The sequence below is a fragment of the Pseudomonas sp. S1(2024) genome (genome assembly GCF_046557535.1).
Map to the genome: position 1 here is coordinate 66,816 of NZ_JBKGFP010000070.1, position 17,800 is coordinate 84,615.

General features: G+C 62.6%; 16 protein-coding genes and 1 tRNA gene. 8 read left to right on the forward strand and 9 right to left on the reverse strand.

Annotation, left to right across the window (positions count from 1 at the left end; genetic code table 11):
• Positions 1-52 precede the first annotated feature (52 nt).
• From ppk2 to ACLCGK_RS19370, 5 genes are all read right to left on the reverse strand, one after another.
• Positions 53-1,033, reverse strand: coding sequence for a polyphosphate kinase 2 (gene ppk2, locus ACLCGK_RS19350; RefSeq protein ID WP_410952703.1), 981 nt, complete (start codon positions 1,031-1,033; stop codon positions 53-55).
• A gap of 207 nt (positions 1,034-1,240) precedes the next feature.
• Positions 1,241-1,316: transfer RNA gene (locus ACLCGK_RS19355), tRNA-Phe, on the reverse strand.
• A 90-nt stretch (positions 1,317-1,406) separates the two neighbouring features.
• Positions 1,407-1,679, reverse strand: a complete 273-nt coding sequence (locus ACLCGK_RS19360; protein WP_003257478.1) for an oxidative damage protection protein — start codon at positions 1,677-1,679, stop codon at positions 1,407-1,409.
• The gene (gene mutY / locus ACLCGK_RS19365) at positions 1,676-2,743 is read right to left on the reverse strand and encodes an A/G-specific adenine glycosylase (protein WP_013970490.1); all 1,068 of its coding nucleotides are present in this window, start codon (positions 2,741-2,743) and stop codon (positions 1,676-1,678) included. Before mutY ends, ACLCGK_RS19360 begins: the two co-directional genes overlap by 4 nt.
• Positions 2,740-4,986 (reverse strand): AsmA family protein, encoded by a 2,247-nt coding sequence (locus tag ACLCGK_RS19370; RefSeq protein ID WP_410952704.1) that lies wholly within the window; start codon positions 4,984-4,986, stop codon positions 2,740-2,742. Before ACLCGK_RS19370 ends, mutY begins: the two co-directional genes overlap by 4 nt.
• A gap of 387 nt (positions 4,987-5,373) precedes the next feature.
• Between ACLCGK_RS19370 and ACLCGK_RS19375 the strand changes: the two genes are divergently transcribed.
• The 6 genes from ACLCGK_RS19375 (at position 5,374) to hisF (ending at position 10,428) form a co-directional block, all read left to right on the forward strand.
• On the forward strand, positions 5,374-7,035 hold the full coding sequence (locus ACLCGK_RS19375) for an OFA family MFS transporter (RefSeq protein ID WP_015268635.1): 1,662 nt from the start codon (positions 5,374-5,376) through the stop codon (positions 7,033-7,035).
• 353 nt (positions 7,036-7,388) lie between these two features.
• Positions 7,389-7,982: an imidazoleglycerol-phosphate dehydratase HisB gene (gene hisB, locus ACLCGK_RS19380; RefSeq protein ID WP_003255736.1), complete on the forward strand. Its 594-nt coding sequence runs from the start codon at positions 7,389-7,391 to the stop codon at positions 7,980-7,982.
• The gene (gene hisH / locus ACLCGK_RS19385; RefSeq protein ID WP_013970493.1) at positions 7,983-8,621 is read left to right on the forward strand and encodes an imidazole glycerol phosphate synthase subunit HisH; all 639 of its coding nucleotides are present in this window, start codon (positions 7,983-7,985) and stop codon (positions 8,619-8,621) included.
• The gene (locus ACLCGK_RS19390) at positions 8,622-8,882 is read left to right on the forward strand and encodes a DUF2164 domain-containing protein (protein ID WP_410952705.1); all 261 of its coding nucleotides are present in this window, start codon (positions 8,622-8,624) and stop codon (positions 8,880-8,882) included.
• 27 nt (positions 8,883-8,909) lie between these two features.
• Positions 8,910-9,647 (forward strand): 1-(5-phosphoribosyl)-5-[(5-phosphoribosylamino)methylideneamino]imidazole-4-carboxamide isomerase, encoded by a 738-nt coding sequence (gene hisA / locus ACLCGK_RS19395; protein WP_003257484.1) that lies wholly within the window; start codon positions 8,910-8,912, stop codon positions 9,645-9,647.
• Positions 9,648-9,657: 10 nt separating this feature from the next.
• The gene (gene hisF / locus ACLCGK_RS19400; protein ID WP_013970495.1) at positions 9,658-10,428 is read left to right on the forward strand and encodes an imidazole glycerol phosphate synthase subunit HisF; all 771 of its coding nucleotides are present in this window, start codon (positions 9,658-9,660) and stop codon (positions 10,426-10,428) included.
• Between the two features lie 120 nt (positions 10,429-10,548).
• On the opposite strand, the gene choV is transcribed toward hisF, so the two are convergent.
• The 3 genes from choV to choX all read right to left on the reverse strand — a co-directional run bounded on the left by choV (position 10,549) and on the right by choX (position 13,601).
• The gene (gene choV, locus ACLCGK_RS19405; protein ID WP_410952706.1) at positions 10,549-11,727 is read right to left on the reverse strand and encodes a choline ABC transporter ATP-binding protein; all 1,179 of its coding nucleotides are present in this window, start codon (positions 11,725-11,727) and stop codon (positions 10,549-10,551) included.
• The gene (choW, locus tag ACLCGK_RS19410; RefSeq protein WP_169774667.1) at positions 11,724-12,572 is read right to left on the reverse strand and encodes a choline ABC transporter permease subunit; all 849 of its coding nucleotides are present in this window, start codon (positions 12,570-12,572) and stop codon (positions 11,724-11,726) included. Before choW ends, choV begins: the two co-directional genes overlap by 4 nt.
• 81 nt (positions 12,573-12,653) lie before the next feature.
• Positions 12,654-13,601, reverse strand: coding sequence for a choline ABC transporter substrate-binding protein (gene choX, locus ACLCGK_RS19415; RefSeq protein ID WP_085591296.1), 948 nt, complete (start codon positions 13,599-13,601; stop codon positions 12,654-12,656).
• A gap of 453 nt (positions 13,602-14,054) precedes the next feature.
• Between choX and ACLCGK_RS19420 the strand changes: the two genes are divergently transcribed.
• Together ACLCGK_RS19420 and ACLCGK_RS19425 are read left to right on the forward strand one after the other, a co-directional pair.
• Positions 14,055-15,431 (forward strand): L-serine ammonia-lyase, encoded by a 1,377-nt coding sequence (locus tag ACLCGK_RS19420; protein WP_025337375.1) that lies wholly within the window; start codon positions 14,055-14,057, stop codon positions 15,429-15,431.
• Positions 15,432-15,929: 498 nt separating this feature from the next.
• Positions 15,930-17,036, forward strand: coding sequence for a GlxA family transcriptional regulator (locus ACLCGK_RS19425; RefSeq protein ID WP_015268639.1), 1,107 nt, complete (start codon positions 15,930-15,932; stop codon positions 17,034-17,036).
• Between the two features lie 120 nt (positions 17,037-17,156).
• On the opposite strand, the gene ACLCGK_RS19430 is transcribed toward ACLCGK_RS19425, so the two are convergent.
• Entirely contained in the window at positions 17,157-17,414 is a 258-nt protein-coding gene (locus tag ACLCGK_RS19430; RefSeq protein ID WP_003257487.1) for a hypothetical protein, read from the reverse strand.
• Positions 17,415-17,800 lie beyond the last annotated feature (386 nt).

The following is a 17,800-nucleotide window of genomic DNA, read 5'->3' on the forward strand; positions in this document are numbered from 1 at the left end:
ATCCTTGGTGGGGCGGAATTTGCGCGTATTGAAGCGCAGCAGGCACGCCGATTCAACTGGCCTGCGGCTCTGCCTCATCTTCCTCGAAGCCGCGGGACGCTCGCCCGACCAGTAGCGCATCCGGCGCATGCGCCACGCTGCGGTCCTTGCCCGGGTAGTCCAGCGAATGCAGGAAGTGCCGGATGCAATTGATCCGCGCACGCTTCTTGTCATCGGACTTGATCACCGTCCAAGGTGCATCGGCCGTGTCGGTATGGAAGAACATCGCCTCCTTGGCTGCGGTGTAGTCCTCCCACTTGTCCAGCGACTTGATGTCGATGGGGGACAGCTTCCAGTGTTTGAGCGGGTCGTCCCGGCGCGAGATGAAGCGGCGCAGCTGCTCTTCGCGGTTCACCGAGAACCAGAACTTGAACAACAGGATGCCGCTGTTGCACAGCATGCGCTCCAACTCCGGCGCCTGGCGCATGAACTCCAGGTACTGCAGTGGCGAGCAGAAATCCATCACCTTCTCGACACCGGCGCGGTTGTACCAGGAGCGGTCGAAGAACACCATTTCACCTGCCGTGGGCAGATGTTGGATGTAGCGCTGGAAGTACCACTGGCCTTTTTCCTGCTCGGAAGGCTTCTCCAGGGCCACGATGCGCGCGCCGCGTGGGTTGAGGTGCTCCATGAACCGCTTGATGGTGCCGCCCTTGCCTGCGGCATCGCGCCCTTCGAACAGGATCACCACGCGCTGGCCGGTTTCCTTCACCCAGCTCTGTACCTTCAGCAACTCGATCTGCAGCGCATGCTTGGCCTTCTCGTAGTCCTGGCGACGCATGCGGGTGCGGTACGGGTAGCTGGTGGGCAAGCGGGCCGAGGTGCTGTCTTCGTTGCTGCCCTTGGGGGCGGTGGCGACTTCCAGTGCAGCAGGTTGCTGGCTGATGCTGGTGATCGTCGGCTCCGGCTTGCGCTGGCGTGGGCGGCGCGTGCGGGCTGGGGTGATGGCGGGCTCGCTGGGGGCGGGGAGCAGGAGGGGGGATTCTTCGCTCATGGAGGTCCTTGCGGGTCGAGTCGGATGTCCGTCTTCGATTGTGAAGGTGAGCGAGTGATAGCTATTTGATGTCTATCAATGAGACATGAGGGGATTTGAGGATTGAAGCTGTTGGATTATGAAAATTCACAGACAACAAAAAACCCGCACTAGGCGGGTTTCTTGTTGTCGCTTCGGGTAACTTTGCAACCACCAGAAGCTTGAAGGTGGTGCCCAGAGACGGAGTCGAACCGCCGACACGAGGATTTTCAATCCTCTGCTCTACCGACTGAGCTATCTGGGCGACGAGGTGAATTAAATAGACTTTCAGACCGCTCGTCAACGACTTTTTGAAAAAATTTTAAATTAATTCCGTCGCTTACGTTCCGTGGGGTCATTCCGAGGGTGGAACGTAGCCTTCCGCCTGGGCGTATTCTTCGCCGGCGAAAAACTTGTCCATCTCGCCCTGGAGGAATTTGCGGTCCTCGGCGTTCATCATGTTCAGGCGCTTTTCGTTGATCAGCATGGTCTGGTGCTTCTGCCAGTCGGCCCAGGCTTTCTGCGAGATGTGTTCGAAGATGTCCTGGCCCTTGGCGCCGGGGTAGGGCGGGCGCTCCAGGCCTGGCAGTTCTTCTTTGTACTTGCGGCACATCACGGTGCGGGTCATCGGGCGTCTCCTGCAATCAGTTCGTCGGCCGCGCGTTTGAGCAGCTTTTTCACCGGGGCGGCGAGGCCCAGGCGCGGCGGGGTGGCGAGGTTATACCAGAGCCAGTCGGCCTCGGCCACGTGCTGGCCGACCGGGTCGACGCGCACCAGCCAGGGCTCGATCGCCAGCTGGAAGTGGCTGAAGGTATGGGTCAGGCCGTCCATGGCGCGGCTGTCAGCCAGGCGCAGGCCGTGCTGGTAGGCCAAGTCGTCGAGCTGGGCAATGTCGTCCAGTTCCGGCAGGCTCCACAAACCACCCCACAGGCCGCTGGACGGGCGACGGTAAAGCAGGATGGCGCCTTCGTGGTTGGCCAGCAGCGGCATCAGCGTGCGGCGTTGCGGCAGTGCCTTGCGCGGCTTGGGCTCGGGGTAGCGGGTTTCTTCACCGTGCAGGTGCGCTTCGCAGCCGCGCTGCAGCGGGCAGATCAGGCAGCTGGGCTTGCTGCGGGTGCACAGCGTGGCACCCATGTCCATCATCGCCTGGGTGTAGTGGTTGGCGCGCTGCTGTGGGGTAAAGCGTTCGGCCGTGGCCCACAGCTGGTTGGCCACCTTGGGCTCGCCGGGGTAGCCGGCCTGGGCGGTGTAGCGGGCGAGCACGCGCTTGACGTTGCCGTCGAGGATCGGTGCGCGGATGCCCATGCTGATACTGGCGATGGCGCCGGCGGTGGAGCGGCCGATGCCGGGCAGTTCGGTGAGCTGCTCGACACTGCGCGGGAATTCGCCGCCATGCTGTTCGACCACGATCTTCGCGGCCTTTTGCAGGTTGCGTGCCCGGGTGTAGTAACCCAGGCCTGTCCACAGGTGCAGTACCTCGTCCTCCGGCGCCTCGGCCAGGGCCTGCACGGTCGGCAGGGCCTGCATGAAGCGGTCGAAGTAGTTGAGCACGGTGCTGACCTGGGTCTGCTGCAACATGATTTCCGACACCCACACCCGGTACGGGTTGATGCCCTGTTGCCAGGGCAGGTCGTGCCGACCGTGTTCGTCATACCAATCCAGCACTGCGCTGGAGAACTGCTCGGGGCTCATCGCTTGAACAGCCCCTTGAGCGCGTCTTTCAATTCCGGGCTCACTTTGTCTCCGAGTTTTTCATCGATCTTGTCTTGCAGACGGTTGCCGGCCACCTTGGCGGCAACCTTGCCCAGGCCGTCCTGGTCCAGGCGGCAGGCTTTGGCGCCCAGCTCCAGCGGGCCGCGGCAACGCAGCGGTATTTCGACACCCACATAGCGCTCGTTGACCTGGCAGGCCGGGTCCGGCATGGCGCGCTGGTCGCCTTCGACGACCACGCCAACGTTGTAGTCCATGCCCAGTACGCGCAGGTCGAGGTCACCATGGCCATTGACGGTCAGGCCCGGAATGCGCGCCTTGAGGTCCGGGTTGTTGGCAACGCCATTGCGTACTACCAGGCTGCCACGCAGTTCCTGGAACGGGGTGTCCTTGCCGCGAGGCTCGCCGGTGAGCGATTTGCGGTTCAGCGTGGCGATGGCCTTGCACAGCTGCTGTTCCAGGTTGGCATTGACCAGCACGCCATCGTTGATGACGAAGTTGGCGTTGCCGTTGAGGGTATCGACCAGGGCCTTCTGGCTGTTGCCGGTGGCGGTCAGGTCGCTGGTCAGGGTCAGCAGGCCTTTGACCGGTGGCGTCTGTTCCTTGCCCTCGGTCTTGATGAAGTGTTCCACCGGCACCCGTTGGATGCTGGTGTTGACGCCCAGTTGCGGCACGGCAGGGCGCACATCGACTGTGCCCTTGGCCTCGAAGGTGCCGTTGTACAGTTCACCGCGCAGGGTTTGCAGGGTCAGCAGGCCGCCCTGGCCGATCGCCTTGAGCTGGGCGTCTTCGATCGGCAGTTTGTCCAGGGTCAGCGAACCGAAGGCCAGGTCGGCTTGCAGGTCGAGGGCGCGCAGGCGGTCGACCGGCAGCAGCTTGTCGTCGCTCCAGGCGACCTGGGTCGGGGCGTTGGGGAGTGGCGTGGTGCCAGGGCCGGCGACCGCGGTGGCTTCCTGTTGCTTGACCTCGGCCTGACGCGCGGCGGTGGCGCCCTTGGCCTCTTCACTCTTGGCCGGCAGGTAGCGGTCGGCGTTGAAGGTGTCGCCCTTGAGCTGCAGGCGCAGGGCCTGTTTGGCGAAGTCTTCGACGGCCACGCGGCCAGTGAAGGTGCTGTCGTCCAGCTTCACCGCCAGGTCTTCCAGGGCCAGGCTGTTCGGCGTGCCCTGCAGGCGGGTGACCATTTCCAGCTTGGCGAAGGCCGCCGGGTCGTTGGTGGCCGGCAGCGGGCGGCCGATGCTGTCGAGGAAGGTGCGCAGGTCGAACTGGGCGATGGACAGGCCGCCGCTCAGCTGCGGTGCCTTGTCCAGGTCTCGCAGGTTCAGCTCGCCCAGGGCGCGCAGCTGGTTGGCCGAGACTTTCAGGCCGTTCCACGAGGCGACATTGGCGGCCAGGTCGACCAGCAATTGGCCTTGGGCGGCGAAGGTCACGGTCTTGCCGCCGGTGGGCTCACCCGAGGTTTCGCCCGACAGGCGCATGTCTTCGAAGTTGTAGCGCTTGAGCTTGCGGTCGAAGCGCAGCTCGCCGGCCAGTTCGGTGCGGGCCTTGATGTTCGGCTGGCTGGCGCTGAGGAAGGCGCTGGCCTTGAGTGGAATGTTCGCCCCTTCGTGGACTGGGCCGGTGCTCAGCTGGATGCTTTCGGCGCTGTAGCTCTGCCCGGTCTTGGCATCGGTGTATTGCACGCGGGCGTTGTTCACGGTCAGGCTGTCGATGTCCAGCTTGACGGCGCGTTCATTGCTGGCGACTGGTGCCGACGCCTGTTCGGCCGGTGCCTGGGCTGGAGCACTGGCCTGCCCATCGGCACTGGCGCCGTTCTGCGTGGGCAGCGGCTTGCCGATGTCTTCCCAGTTGCCATGGCCCTGTTCGTCACGGGCCAGGGTCAGGTTCAGGCCCTCGACGCGCACGTCGCTCATCTGCACTTCGCGGCGCAGCAGTGGCAGCACACGTACAGAAAGCCCGAGCATCTGCAGGTCGGCGAAGGGCTCCTTGGGTTTGTTCAAGGTGGCGATGCTCGCATCGTGCAACTCCAGGCCCAGCCACGGGAACAGACTCCAGCCAATGTCACCGTTGAGGGTCAGCTCGACGTGAGCCTTGTCACGTGCCAGCTGGCGAATCTCGTCTTTGTAGTCGTTGGGATCGAAGAGGTGGGTCAGGGCGAAGCCCAGCGCCACGATGATCAGCAGCAACCCGAGAAGCCCAAGTCCCAGGATTTTGCCGAACGCTTTCATGGGCGAGTCCTTGTAGTCCGTTTTTGAAATTCAAGCGCCAGAGTATAGCGCCGCAGTGGTTACCCCTGCGTATTCGACTAGAGATACGGGGCATTTCCTACGCGTACAGCAGATGGTACGGCTTTCGACAGCCATGATTTTGTCAGTTCCGAATGTGTGGCCTGTACTGGCCCTATCGTCGGCAAGCCAGCTCCCACAGGGATCCCGCTGTCCCCGAGGTCGGTGGGGCACTTGTGGGAGCTGGCTTGCCGGCGATAGGGCCGGTATAGGCAACATGACCGTTTCAGCCGAGCAAAAATTAACGATATCAGATTGCTTTCACGCTACTTGATACTGCTACCCTTGCGCCGCTTTGCCTGCACCCTCCCTATAAGAAGGATCTGATCCATGAGCAGTACCGTCGCGGCGGGGACCTTGGCCAGTGCGCCGGGCTTCCTGTCGAAGGAGCGCATCATCGCCCGTCCGGGCTTCAACCGCTGGCTGGTCCCACCGGCCGCCCTTGCCATCCACCTGTGCATCGGCATGGCCTATGGCTTCTCGGTGTTCTGGCTGCCGCTGTCGCAAGCCCTAGGCATCACCGCCCCGGTCGCCTGCGCGGCGGACATGGGCTTCATGGCCCGTATGTTCAGCGCCGAATGCGATTGGCCGATTTCCATGCTGAGCTGGATCTACACCCTGTTCTTCGTCTTCCTCGGTTGCTCGGCGGCCGTGCTGGGTGGTTGGCTGGAACACGCCGGCCCGCGCAAGGCCGGCCTGGTGTCGGCGCTGTGCTGGTGCGGTGGCATGCTGATTTCGGCGATTGGCGTGAAAACCCATCAGCTGTGGCTGATGTGGCTGGGTTCCGGCGTAATCGGGGGTATCGGCCTGGGCCTGGGCTACATCTCGCCGGTGTCGACCTTGATCAAGTGGTTCCCGGACAAGCGCGGCATGGCCACCGGCATGGCGATCATGGGCTTCGGTGGCGGGGCCATGGTCGGTGCACCACTGGCCACCGCGCTGATGGGCCATTTCGGCAATGCGCAGGAAGTGGGCGTGTGGCAGAGCTTCGTCGTCATGGCGGCGATCTACTTCGTGTTCATGACCGCCGGTGCCCTGGCGTATCGCGTACCGCCAACCGGCTGGAAGCCCGAAGGCTGGAGCGCCCCAGTGAAGAAAGCTGGCAACACCATGGTCACCGACCGCCACGTTCACGTCAGCGTGGCCTGGAAGACCCCGCAGTTCGCGCTGATCTGGCTGGTGCTGTGCCTGAACGTGTCGGCGGGTATCGGCATCCTCGGCATGGCTTCGCCGTTGCTGCAGGAAGTGTTCGCCGGCAAGCTGCTGGGCAACGGGCTGAGCTTCAGCGAGCTGAACAGCGCCCAGTTGGCGCAGATTGCCGCGATCGCCGCCGGCTTCACTGGCCTGCTGAGCCTGTTCAACATCGGCGGGCGGTTCTTCTGGGCGTCGTTCTCGGACTACATTGGCCGCAAGAACACCTATTTCGCCTTCTTTGCCTTGGGCGTGGGCTTGTACAGCCTGGTACCGAACATGGGGCACCTAGGTAACGTGGCGCTGTTCGTGGCGGCGTTCTGCATAATCCTGTCGATGTACGGTGGTGGTTTTGCCACGGTACCGGCCTACCTGGCCGACCTCTTCGGCACGCAGATGGTCGGCGCAATTCATGGCCGCCTGCTGACTGCCTGGGCGGCGGCGGGGGTGCTGGGGCCGGTGCTTATCACCTACCTGCGCGAGTACCAATTGGCGGCCGGGGTGGAGCGTGCGGCTGCTTATGACATGACCCTGTACATCCTCGCCGGCCTGCTGGTGCTGGGCTTTGTCTGCAACATGCTGGTACGACCGGTGGCCGACAAGCACTTCATGAGCGATGCCGAACTGGCTGCCGAGCGGGCTTTGAGCCATGACAAGGGCGCCGATGGGGCGCGCTCGCTGGAGTGGAAAGCGGCGCCGGGCAGCCTGCCGCTGGTGCTGCTGGCCTGGGCTGTGGTGGTCGTGCCGTTGGCCTGGGGCGTTTGGATTACCCTGCAGAAGACGGCTGTGCTGTTCCATTGATCAGTGGTAAAACCGGCTGACTTTGCTGGCTGTACTGGCCCTATCGCCGGCAAGCCAGCTCCCACAAAGACGGCGCAAGAACGGAAGAGGGTGAGGAACACGCCGGGGATGGACTTCCGGCAAGCCAGCTCCCACAGGTATGCCACAGGCCTGGAAGATTGTGAGGCCCCTGTGGGAGCTGGCTTGCCGGCGATGGGCTGCAAAGCAGCCCCAAGCCATGCGGTTGTATAGACCTGTAACGGTATCCAGCCTGCGTAATTCCTCGTTTTGCCATATGTCATCCGCGTTTCAAGCCGGCGCGTTCTAGGCCTATAATGAAGCCCTTTTCGCCTAATGATTTTGCGGAGCTGGTGATGGTCGAACGTAAGGCTTCCGTCGAGCGCAATACCCTGGAAACCCAGGTCAAGTGCTCGATCAACCTCGATGGCAGTGGCAAGGCCCGATTCGATATCGGTGTGCCTTTCCTTGAACACATGCTGGACCAGATTGCCCGCCATGGGCTGATCGATCTGGATATCGAGTGCAAGGGTGACACGCATATCGACGATCACCATACCGTCGAAGACGTCGGCATCACCTTGGGCATGGCATTTGCCCAGGCCATCGGTGACAAGAAGGGCATCTTCCGCTACGGCCACGCCTATGTGCCGCTGGACGAAGCGCTGTCGCGCGTGGTCATCGACTTCTCCGGTCGCCCGGGCCTGCAGATGCATGTGCCGTACACCCGCGCCAGCGTCGGTGGCTTCGATGTCGACCTGTTCCAGGAGTTCTTCCAGGGCTTCGTCAACCACGCCCTGGTCACCCTGCACATCGACAACCTGCGTGGCCACAACACCCACCACCAGATCGAGACCGTGTTCAAGGCTTTCGGCCGCGCCCTGCGCATGGCCATTACCCTCGACGAGCGCATGGCCGGGCAGATGCCTTCCACCAAAGGGTGCCTGTAAATGCAGACGGTAGCCGTAATCGACTATGGCATGGGCAACTTGCACTCGGTGGCCAAGGCGCTCGAGCATGTAGGTGCTGGCAAGGTACTGGTCACCAGTGATGCCACGGTCATCCGCGAAGCCGACCGCGTGGTATTCCCGGGCGTGGGCGCGATTCGCGACTGCATGGCAGAAATCCGCCGCCTGGGCTTCGACAGCCTGGTGCGTGAAGTCAGCCAGGACCGCCCGTTCCTCGGCATCTGCGTGGGTATGCAGGCACTGCTCGACCACAGCGAAGAAAACGACGGTGTCGACTGTATCGGCCTGTTCCCCGGCCAGGTTCGCTTCTTCGGCAAAGACCTGCAGGAAGACGGCGAGCACCTGAAGGTGCCGCACATGGGCTGGAACGAAGTCGGCCAGACCAACGACCACCCGCTGTGGCACGACATCCCCGACCGTGCGCGGTTCTACTTCGTGCACAGCTATTACATCAATGCCGGCAAACCGGCCCAGGTAGTCGGTCGCGGCCATTACGGTGTCGATTTCGCCGCTGCACTGGCCGATGGCTCGCGCTTTGCCGTGCAGTTCCACCCGGAGAAGAGCCATACCCATGGCCTGCAGCTGCTGCAGAACTTCGTCGCCTGGGACGGGCGCTGGTAAATGAGCAGGTCGAAGACCAAGGCCCCGGCCATCACCCTGGCCCCCGAGCAGGAGCGCGAAGCGCTGCACACGCTCAAGCGCTTCCTCGAAGACCGTTTCGAGCTGGAGCTGGGGTCGTTCGAAGTGGCCGAAGTCCTCGAACTGTTCAGCAAAGAAATTGCACCCCTTTACTACAACAGGGCGATTGCCGATGTTCAGCTGCACCTCAAGGAGCGGTTCGAGAGCATCGAAAGCGATCTGTGGGCGCTCGAGAAGCCCTGAAACCCCAAGAACAGACAGGTTCCCAAGATGCTGATTATCCCCGCTATCGATCTGAAGGACGGTGCCTGCGTGCGCCTGCGCCAGGGCCGCATGGAAGACTCCACGGTATTTTCCGACGACCCGGTGAGCATGGCCGCCAAGTGGGTCGAGGGTGGCTGCCGCCGCCTGCACCTGGTCGACCTCAACGGCGCCTTCGAAGGCCAGCCGGTAAACGGTGAAGTGGTCACCGCCATTGCCAAGCGCTACCCGACCCTGCCGATCCAGATCGGCGGTGGCATCCGCTCGCTGGAAACCATCGAGCACTACGTCAAGGCTGGCGTCAGCTACGTGATCATCGGCACCAAGGCGGTCAAGCAGCCAGAGTTCGTTGCCGAAGCGTGCAAGGCCTTCCCGGGCAAGGTCATCGTTGGCCTGGACGCCAAGGACGGCTTCGTCGCCACCGACGGCTGGGCGGAAGTAAGCTCTGTGCAGGTCATCGACCTGGCCAAGCGTTTCGAGGCCGATGGCGTCTCGGCGATCGTCTACACCGACATCGCCAAGGACGGCATGATGCAGGGCTGCAACGTGCCGTTCACCAAGGCGCTGGCAGAAGCTACCTCGATCCCGGTGATCGCCTCGGGCGGCATCCACAACCTGGGCGACATCAAGGCCCTGCTGGACGCCAAGGCCCCGGGCATCATCGGCGCCATCACCGGCCGTGCCATCTACGAAGGCACCCTCGATGTCGCCGAGGCCCAGGCCTTCTGCGACAACTACCAAGGCTGAGGACTGAACCATGGCACTGGCCAAGCGCATCATCCCTTGCCTGGACGTGGACAACGGCCGGGTGGTCAAGGGCGTCAAGTTCGAGAACATCCGTGATGCCGGCGACCCGGTGGAAATCGCCCGTCGCTACGACGAGCAAGGTGCCGACGAAATCACCTTCCTCGACATCACTGCCAGCGTCGACGGCCGCGACACTACCCTGCATACCGTCGAGCGCATGGCCAGCCAGGTGTTCATCCCGCTGACCGTGGGCGGTGGCGTGCGCACCGTGCAGGATATCCGCAACCTGCTCAATGCCGGTGCCGACAAGGTCTCGATCAACACGGCCGCGGTGTTCAACCCAGAGTTTGTCGGCGAGGCCGCGGACCGTTTCGGTTCGCAGTGCATCGTCGTCGCCATTGATGCCAAGAAGGTGTCCGGGCCGGGCGAAGAACCACGCTGGGAAATCTTCACCCACGGCGGGCGTAAGCCGACCGGGCTGGATGCCGTTGAATGGGCGAAGAAGATGGAAGGCCTGGGTGCTGGCGAGATCCTGCTGACCAGCATGGATCAGGACGGCATGAAGAACGGCTTCGACCTGGGTGTTACCCGTGCGATCAGTGATGCGCTGGGTATTCCGGTGATTGCCTCGGGCGGTGTGGGTAACCTGCAGCACTTGGCTGACGGCATTCTGGAAGGGCATGCCAGTGCGGTGCTGGCTGCCAGTATCTTCCACTTTGGTGAGTACACGGTGCCGGAAGCCAAGGCCTACATGGCTTCGCGCGGGATCGTCGTTCGCTGACCCATTGTTGGGAGGGCTTTGCCCTCCTTTCGCGACACAAGGCCGCTCCTACAGGGATATGCGTTCCCCTGTAGGAGCGGCCTTGTGTCGCGAAAGGGCCGCAAAGCGGCCCCAACGGCCTCAGCCGTGATTCCTTCCGAAACATGCGTGATAAAGCTCGGTATCCCCAAGTATCCCCACCACCTTGTCGTTATCCTGCAACACCAGCTTGTTGCCGGTCTGATAACGAATCTGCAGCGCCTCGCGCATTCCGATATCGGCATTTACCAACGTTGGGCGGCGGCCCAGCAGCTCCACATCCTGCCCTGGTGCCCAGTTTTGCAGGTCAAGCCCGTTCTGCCCCTGGCGTGCGCGCTTGATCGAGCCGCCTTCGCCAAGGTCCAGCCACGAGTCGATGCCGGGGTCCAGGCACACCGAACCGTTCACCCGCTTGCAGTTGTCCAGGCTGCGCATCAGGCTGCGCCCGCACAGCACGTTCAGTGGGTTGGTATGGGCGACAAAGGTACGCACATACTCGTCGGCCGGGTTGAGCACGATCTCTTCCGGCTTGCTGTACTGGATGATCCGCCCGTCCTTCATGATGGCGATGCGGCTACCCAGTTTCAGCGCCTCGTCCAGGTCGTGGCTGACGAACACGATGGTCTTGCTCAGCTTGGCCTGCAGGCCAAGCAACTCGTCCTGCAGGCCCTGGCGGATCAGCGGGTCCAGTGCCGAGAACGGTTCGTCCATCAGCAGGATGTCGGCATCCATCGCCAGCGCCCGGGCCAGGCCCACGCGCTGCTGCATGCCGCCAGACAGTTCGTCCGGCTTCTTGTTGCGCCACTGGGTCAGGCCCACCAGTTCGAGCTTCTCGTCTACCAGCTTGCGCCGTTCCTTCTCGGGGCGGCCCTGCATTTCCAGGCCAAAGCTGATGTTCTCGCGCACCGTCAGCCAGGGCATCAGGGCGAATTTCTGGAACACCATGGCAATGCGCTTGGTGCGCATCATCTTCAGTTCGGCCGGGGTGCAGTGGGCAATATCGATGTGCTTGCCTTCGTGCTCGACGAACAGCTTGCCGCGGCTGACGGTGTTGAGGCCGTTGATGCAGCGCAGCAAACTCGACTTGCCCGAGCCGGACAGGCCCATCAGCACGCAGATCTCGCCCTTCTGGATATCCAGGTTGGCCTTCTCGACACCCACCACCAGGCCGGTCTGCTTGAGAATCTGCTCGCGGGTCTGGCCTTGGTCGAGCAGTGCCAGCGCTTCGCGCGGCTTGTTGGAGAAGATGACGTCGACGTCTTCGAAACGAATGATGCTCATGCTTCACCCCTTACCGGCAGGTCCGGTTGCTTGCAGATACGGTCGAGCATGATCGCCAGCAGCACGATTGCCAGGCCCGCTTCGAAGCCCAGGGAAATATCGGCGGTGTTCAGTGCGTTGACCACAGGTTTGCCCAGGCCGTCAGCGCCGACCAGGGCGGCGATCACCACCATCGATAGCGACAGCATGATGCACTGGGTAACGCCGGCGGCGATGCTTGGCATCGCGTGCGGCAGTTCGATACGGGTGAGCAGCTGGCGCCGTGAGCAGCCAAAGGCCTTGCCGGCATCCATCAGCTCCTGCGGGACGTCGCAGATGCCCAGATAGGTCAGACGGATCGGGGCGGCGATGGCAAACACCACTGTCGAGATCAGCCCCGGCACCACACCCAGGCCGAACAGGGTCAGGGTGGGGATCAGGTAGACGAAGGTAGGTACCGTCTGCATCAGGTCGAGTACCGGGCGCATGGCGGTATAGAACATCGGTTTGTGCGCGGCGACGATGCCCAGTGGCACGCCGATGGCCACGCAAACCACCGTGGCGAAGGTGACCTGCGCCAGGGTTTCCATGGTTTCCTGCCAGTAACCCAGGTTGAGGATCAGCAGGAACGACAGGGCGACGAATGCGGTCAGCGCCCACTTGCGCTGGATGAAATGCGCCAGGGCGGCGAACAGAGCGATGAGCACGAACGGATTGAAGAAAGTCAGGGCACTGGTTACGCCATGGATCATGAACTCCAGGCCTTGCGCGATGGCGTCGAAGTAATTCGCGCCGTTCTGGGTCAGCCACTCGACGAACGACGCGATGTACTGGCCCAGGGGTATTTTCTGATCGATAAGCATGATAGCGAGCTTCCACCTGCATAGATTGAACTCAACCCGGGGCAGGCACGGTCCTGCCCCGAGGTAGCGCTATTGCGTATTTCGTTATTGCGTCAGCTTGGCCTTGGCCGCCTCAAGGCCGGGTTTGCCATCCACGGTGGTTACGCCGGCCAGCCAGGCATCCAGTTTGCCAGGGTTGTCCTTGAGCCACTTCTTGGCAGCCGCCTCGGGTTTCATCTTGTCGTCCAGGACATAGCCCATCATGGTGCTTTCATCCTTGAGCTCGAACGACAGGTTCTTCAACAGCTGGCCAACGTTGCTGCATTCCTGCACATAACCCTTGCGGGTGTTGGTCAATACGGTCGCCTTGCCGAAGTCGGGGCCGAAGAACTCGTCCCCGCCGGTCAGGTACTGCATCTTGAAGCGGGTGTTCATCGGGTGCGGTTCCCAGCCGAGGAACACCAGCGCATCGCCGCGTTTCTGTGCGCGGTCGACCTGCGACAGCATGCCGGCCTCGCTGGACTGGACGATCTTGAAGCCGGCGTCCTTCAGGCCGAAGGCGTTCTTGTCGATCATGCTCTGGATGGTGCGGTTGCCATCGTTGCCGGGCTCGATGCCGTAGATCTTGCTGTCGAGTTCTTTCTTGAACTTGGGAATGTCGCTGAAATCCTTCAGGCCCTTGTCATACAGCGCCTGGGGCACGGCCAGGGTGTACTTGGCGTTTTCCAGGTTGGCGCGCACTGTTTCTACAGTACCGGCGTCGCGGTACTGCTTGATGTCGTTCTCCATGGTCGGCATCCAGTTGCCGAGAAACACGTCCAGGTCCTTGCCGGTGGCCAGCGACTTGTAGGTCACCGGTACCGAGATCATGGTGGTGTGGGTCTTGTAACCCAGTGCTTCGAGCACAACGCTGGTGGTCGCGGTGGTTACCGTGATGTCGGTCCAGCCGACATCCGAGAACCGTACCGTCTGGCATTGCTCGGGTTCGGCGGCCTGGGCCAGCAAAGGCGCGGACAGCAACGCAACCAGCAACAGCGAGGGTGAACCTTTCATGGATGGACTCCTGTGATTTTGTCTTCGGGTTCGCGTGGGTCGCCGGGCTTTCTCAGGGTCCGGTCGACCAGGCCTGCAGAGGGCAGGATGCGTGGCCGTGCTTTACGAGTCGCTTTCGATAATCCTCCAGCGCTGGGCAATCGCCTACTGGTGGGGTCGTAACCAGTACGGAACGGGTCGTATCCAGTATGGGCGATGTCGCTTATGGATTTTTCCACCCCCTCAGCCGCATTTTTACGTCACCAGGCCGCCGGAAAGCGGCGTGGCGAGGGCAGCTCCCCGGTAAAAAACAGCGCGGCGCTGCTGGACAAAAGTACGTCGGTTGCAGACGGCGAGGGGGTTGGTAAAAGCCCGATGATGCGTGCATTCAAGGCGGCCCGCTGCTTCAGCCTAGCAGCTGCCCCGCCCTGCGCATGGCGCGCAGAGACAAGCCCAGCAAGAGGTGATTCGACAATGGCCATCAGCGTGTTCGACCTGTTCAAGATCGGTGTCGGGCCCTCCAGCTCCCACACCGTCGGCCCCATGCGTGCTGGCGCCCTGTTCGTCCAGGGCCTGCGCGAACGCGGCGAGCTGGAACGTGTGAAGCGGATCGAAGTGCGCCTGTATGGCTCGCTGTCGGCCACGGGTGTGGGGCATGGCACCGACAATGCCACCATCATGGGCCTGATGGGTGAATGGCCTGACGCCATCGACCCGACCCAGATCGCACCGCGTATCGCCGACTTGCGCGAAACCAACACCTTGCAGCTGGACAGCCGCCTGCCCATCGAATTCGTCTGGGCCCGAGACATGCTGCTGCTGGACGAGAACCTGCCGTACCACCCCAACGCGATGACCCTGATTGCCGAAGGCGAGCAGGGCGAGCTGCACCGCGACACCTACTACTCGGTCGGTGGCGGCTTCGTGGTCGATGCCGCCCAGGCCGCCAGCGGCGTGCTGGATGCTGACCAGACGGTGCTGCCTTACGATTTCAATAGCGCTGCCGAACTGCTGCGCCTGTGCAAGCAAAACGACCTCAGCGTGTCGCAATTGATGATGGCCAACGAGAAGGTCTGGCGCAGTGAGGAAGAGATCCGCGCCGGCCTGCACAAGCTCTGGGAAGCCATGCAGGAATGCGTCAACAACGGCCTCAAGTACGAAGGCACGCTGCCCGGCGGATTGAACGTGCGCCGCCGCGCCGCCAAGCTGCACCGCAGCCTGCAGGAAATCGGCAAACCCAACGTGATCGGCTCGACCATGAGCGCCATGGAGTGGGTCAACCTGTTCGCCTTGGCGGTCAATGAAGAAAACGCTGCCGGCGGGCGTATGGTTACCGCACCGACCAACGGTGCGGCGGGCATCATCCCGGCGGTGTTGCACTACTACATGCGCTTCAGCGATGCGGTGGACGAGTCCAGCGTGGTCGACTTCTTCCTCGGTGCTGCCGCGGTGGGCATCCTGTGCAAGAAGAACGCCTCGATCTCTGGTGCCGAAGTGGGTTGCCAAGGGGAAGTCGGCTCGGCTTGCGCCATGGCAGCGGCGGGCCTTGCCGAAGTGCTGGGTGCGACCCCGCCACAGGTGGAGAATGCTGCCGAGATCGCCCTGGAGCACAACCTGGGCCTGACCTGCGACCCGGTCGGCGGGTTGGTGCAGGTGCCGTGCATCGAGCGCAACGCGATTGCCGCGGTCAAGGCCATCAACGCAGTGCAGATGGCCCTGCGGGGTGATGGCGAGCACTTCATTTCCCTCGACCAGGTGATCCGCACCATGCGCGATACCGGGGCCGACATGCACGACAAGTACAAAGAGACCTCGCGCGGTGGTTTGGCAGTCAGCGCGATCGAGTGCTGATAGCTTGATCTGACCTCAAGGGCCCCTTCGCGGGCACGCCCGCTCCCACAGGAACTGTGCAATCCCTGTGGGAGCGGGCGTGCCCGCGAAGGGGCCCTTGAGATTGAAACAGGTGCAGTACGCAAGCCAATGCCCCTTTATGGTGCAGTACGACGCATACCAATCGTCGGGTGTCGTAATCAGTGCGGGCATTGTCGGTGACACTCAAGAGTGTCGTTTCTGGGCATCCTACACTGCGCGTGTCACCAAATTGCTCAGCCATTCCACGCACACCGCCTAGCACGCCCGTTCTACGATGATTGACCAACTCGATCAAAGCACCTGATTTGCCTGACAAAGGCGTCGTTTTCAGGTTTTTTTGGATAGCCGTTCAATTTCAGGCACGGCGTTTGCGTTGAGATTGGCACCAAGGCCCCTGCACATGAACCGGGGCCATACATAACAAGAAATCAGTGCTCGCCTGAGGCACCCCCTGCATTTGTGTGAGGAGAAATCGCGATGACGTCGTACACCTCCGGGAACCCAACCCAGAACCGCACAGCCCCCCAGTCCATCGGGTTTCTCCTATTGGACAATTTCACCCTGATTTCCCTGGCGTCGGCCGTCGAGCCGCTGCGCATGGCCAACCAGCTGTCCGGCCGCGAGCTGTACCGCTGGCACACCCTCACCGCCGATGGTGGACAGGTGTGGGCCAGCGATGGCTTGCAGATAACCCCTGACGCCGCGATGCACAGTGCGCCTCCCATCGATACCGTGATTGTTTGCGGCGGCGTGGGCATCCAGCGCAGTGTCACCCGCGAGCATGTCACCTGGTTGCAAACCCAGGCCCGCCAGTCGCGCCGCCTGGGCGCGGTATGCACCGGCAGCTGGGCCTTGGCCTGTGCCGGGTTGCTGGATGGTTTCGATTGCAGTGTGCACTGGGAGTGCCTGGCTGCGATGCAAGAGGCTTTCCCGCGCGTCAACATGAGCACCCGCCTGTTCACCCTCGACCGTAACCGCTTCACCAGCTCCGGCGGTACTGCGCCGCTGGACATGATGCTGCACCTGATCAGCCGCGACCACGGCCGTGAACTGTCGGCGGCGATCTCCGAAATGTTCGTCTACGAGCGCATCCGCAACGAGCAGGATCACCAGCGCGTGCCGCTCAAGCACATGCTTGGCACCAACCAGCCGAAGCTGCAGGAAATCGTTGCGCTGATGGAGGCCAACCTCGAAGAGCCGATCGACCTGGACGAACTGGCGGTATACGTGTCGGTATCGCGCCGGCAGCTCGAGCGCCTGTTCCAGAAGTACTTGCACTGTTCGCCGTCGCGTTACTACCTGAAGCTGCGCCTGATCCGCGCCCGGCAGCTGCTGAAGCAGACGCCGATGTCGATCATCGAAGTGGCGTCGGTGTGCGGCTTCGTGTCTACCCCGCACTTCTCCAAATGCTACCGCGAGTATTTCGGCATTCCGCCGCGTGACGAGCGCGTGGGCTCCAACACCGCGCAGCAGGTGGCGATGATGCCGATCCCGCAGGCCATGACCCTGTCACCGCACAGCGGGCCGATGGCGGCCCTGAGCCAGGCGCGCAATGAGTCGACCTTTGCCAGTGTAAGGCTCTGAAACGGAGCCGGCCTCTTCGCGGGCTTGCCCGCTCCCACAGGAGGTGCACAGTGTTTGAACTCTGTGCAATCCCTGTGGGAGCGGGCAAGCCCGCGAAGAGGCCGGTGCAGGAAAACTCTGTCAGCCGCGCTTGTTGAACTGCGCCAACGCCGGCAACAGCTGTTTGTCGATGGCCTGGCGCACCGCCGGCAGGATCGTCGCACTACCGGTATACATTTGCTCCACCATCCCCTTCAGCGCCCGTGCATTGGGCTCGGTCAGCCCACGCACCACCGCTTCGCACGCCTGCTCGGCAGTAGCGCCGGCCGGAATCTCGAACCCGCGCGCGCGCAGGTGGCCTGCCAGATCGTCCTGGTCAATCAAATCCGCATGCATCATGGCTGTTGTCCCTTTTATCGCTAAGAGAGTGCTGCTGTGATTTACGACCGATTCTGTGACGCCGGCGACATGCCCGCAACAACAGAATGGCGCCATGGCTGCTTTGGCTAAGAACAGGTCGTTTACGGCTAAATCCAGTGTTCGGGAAGTGCGCAAACTCAAGCCATCTGCCGCAACGGAGGGTTTGGTCACCCTCGTTCGTGTACAGTGGATGTTGCTCGCTCTTGGCCCCGGATGCTCACGGCTTTCCGGGGTTATTTTTTGCCTGAATACATGACCTGTGGGAGCGGGGGGGGGGGGGGGGGGGGGGGGGGGGGGGGGGGGGGGGGGGGGGGGGGAGGGGGGGGGGGAAGGAGGGGGGGGGGGGGGGGGGGGGGGTGGGGGGA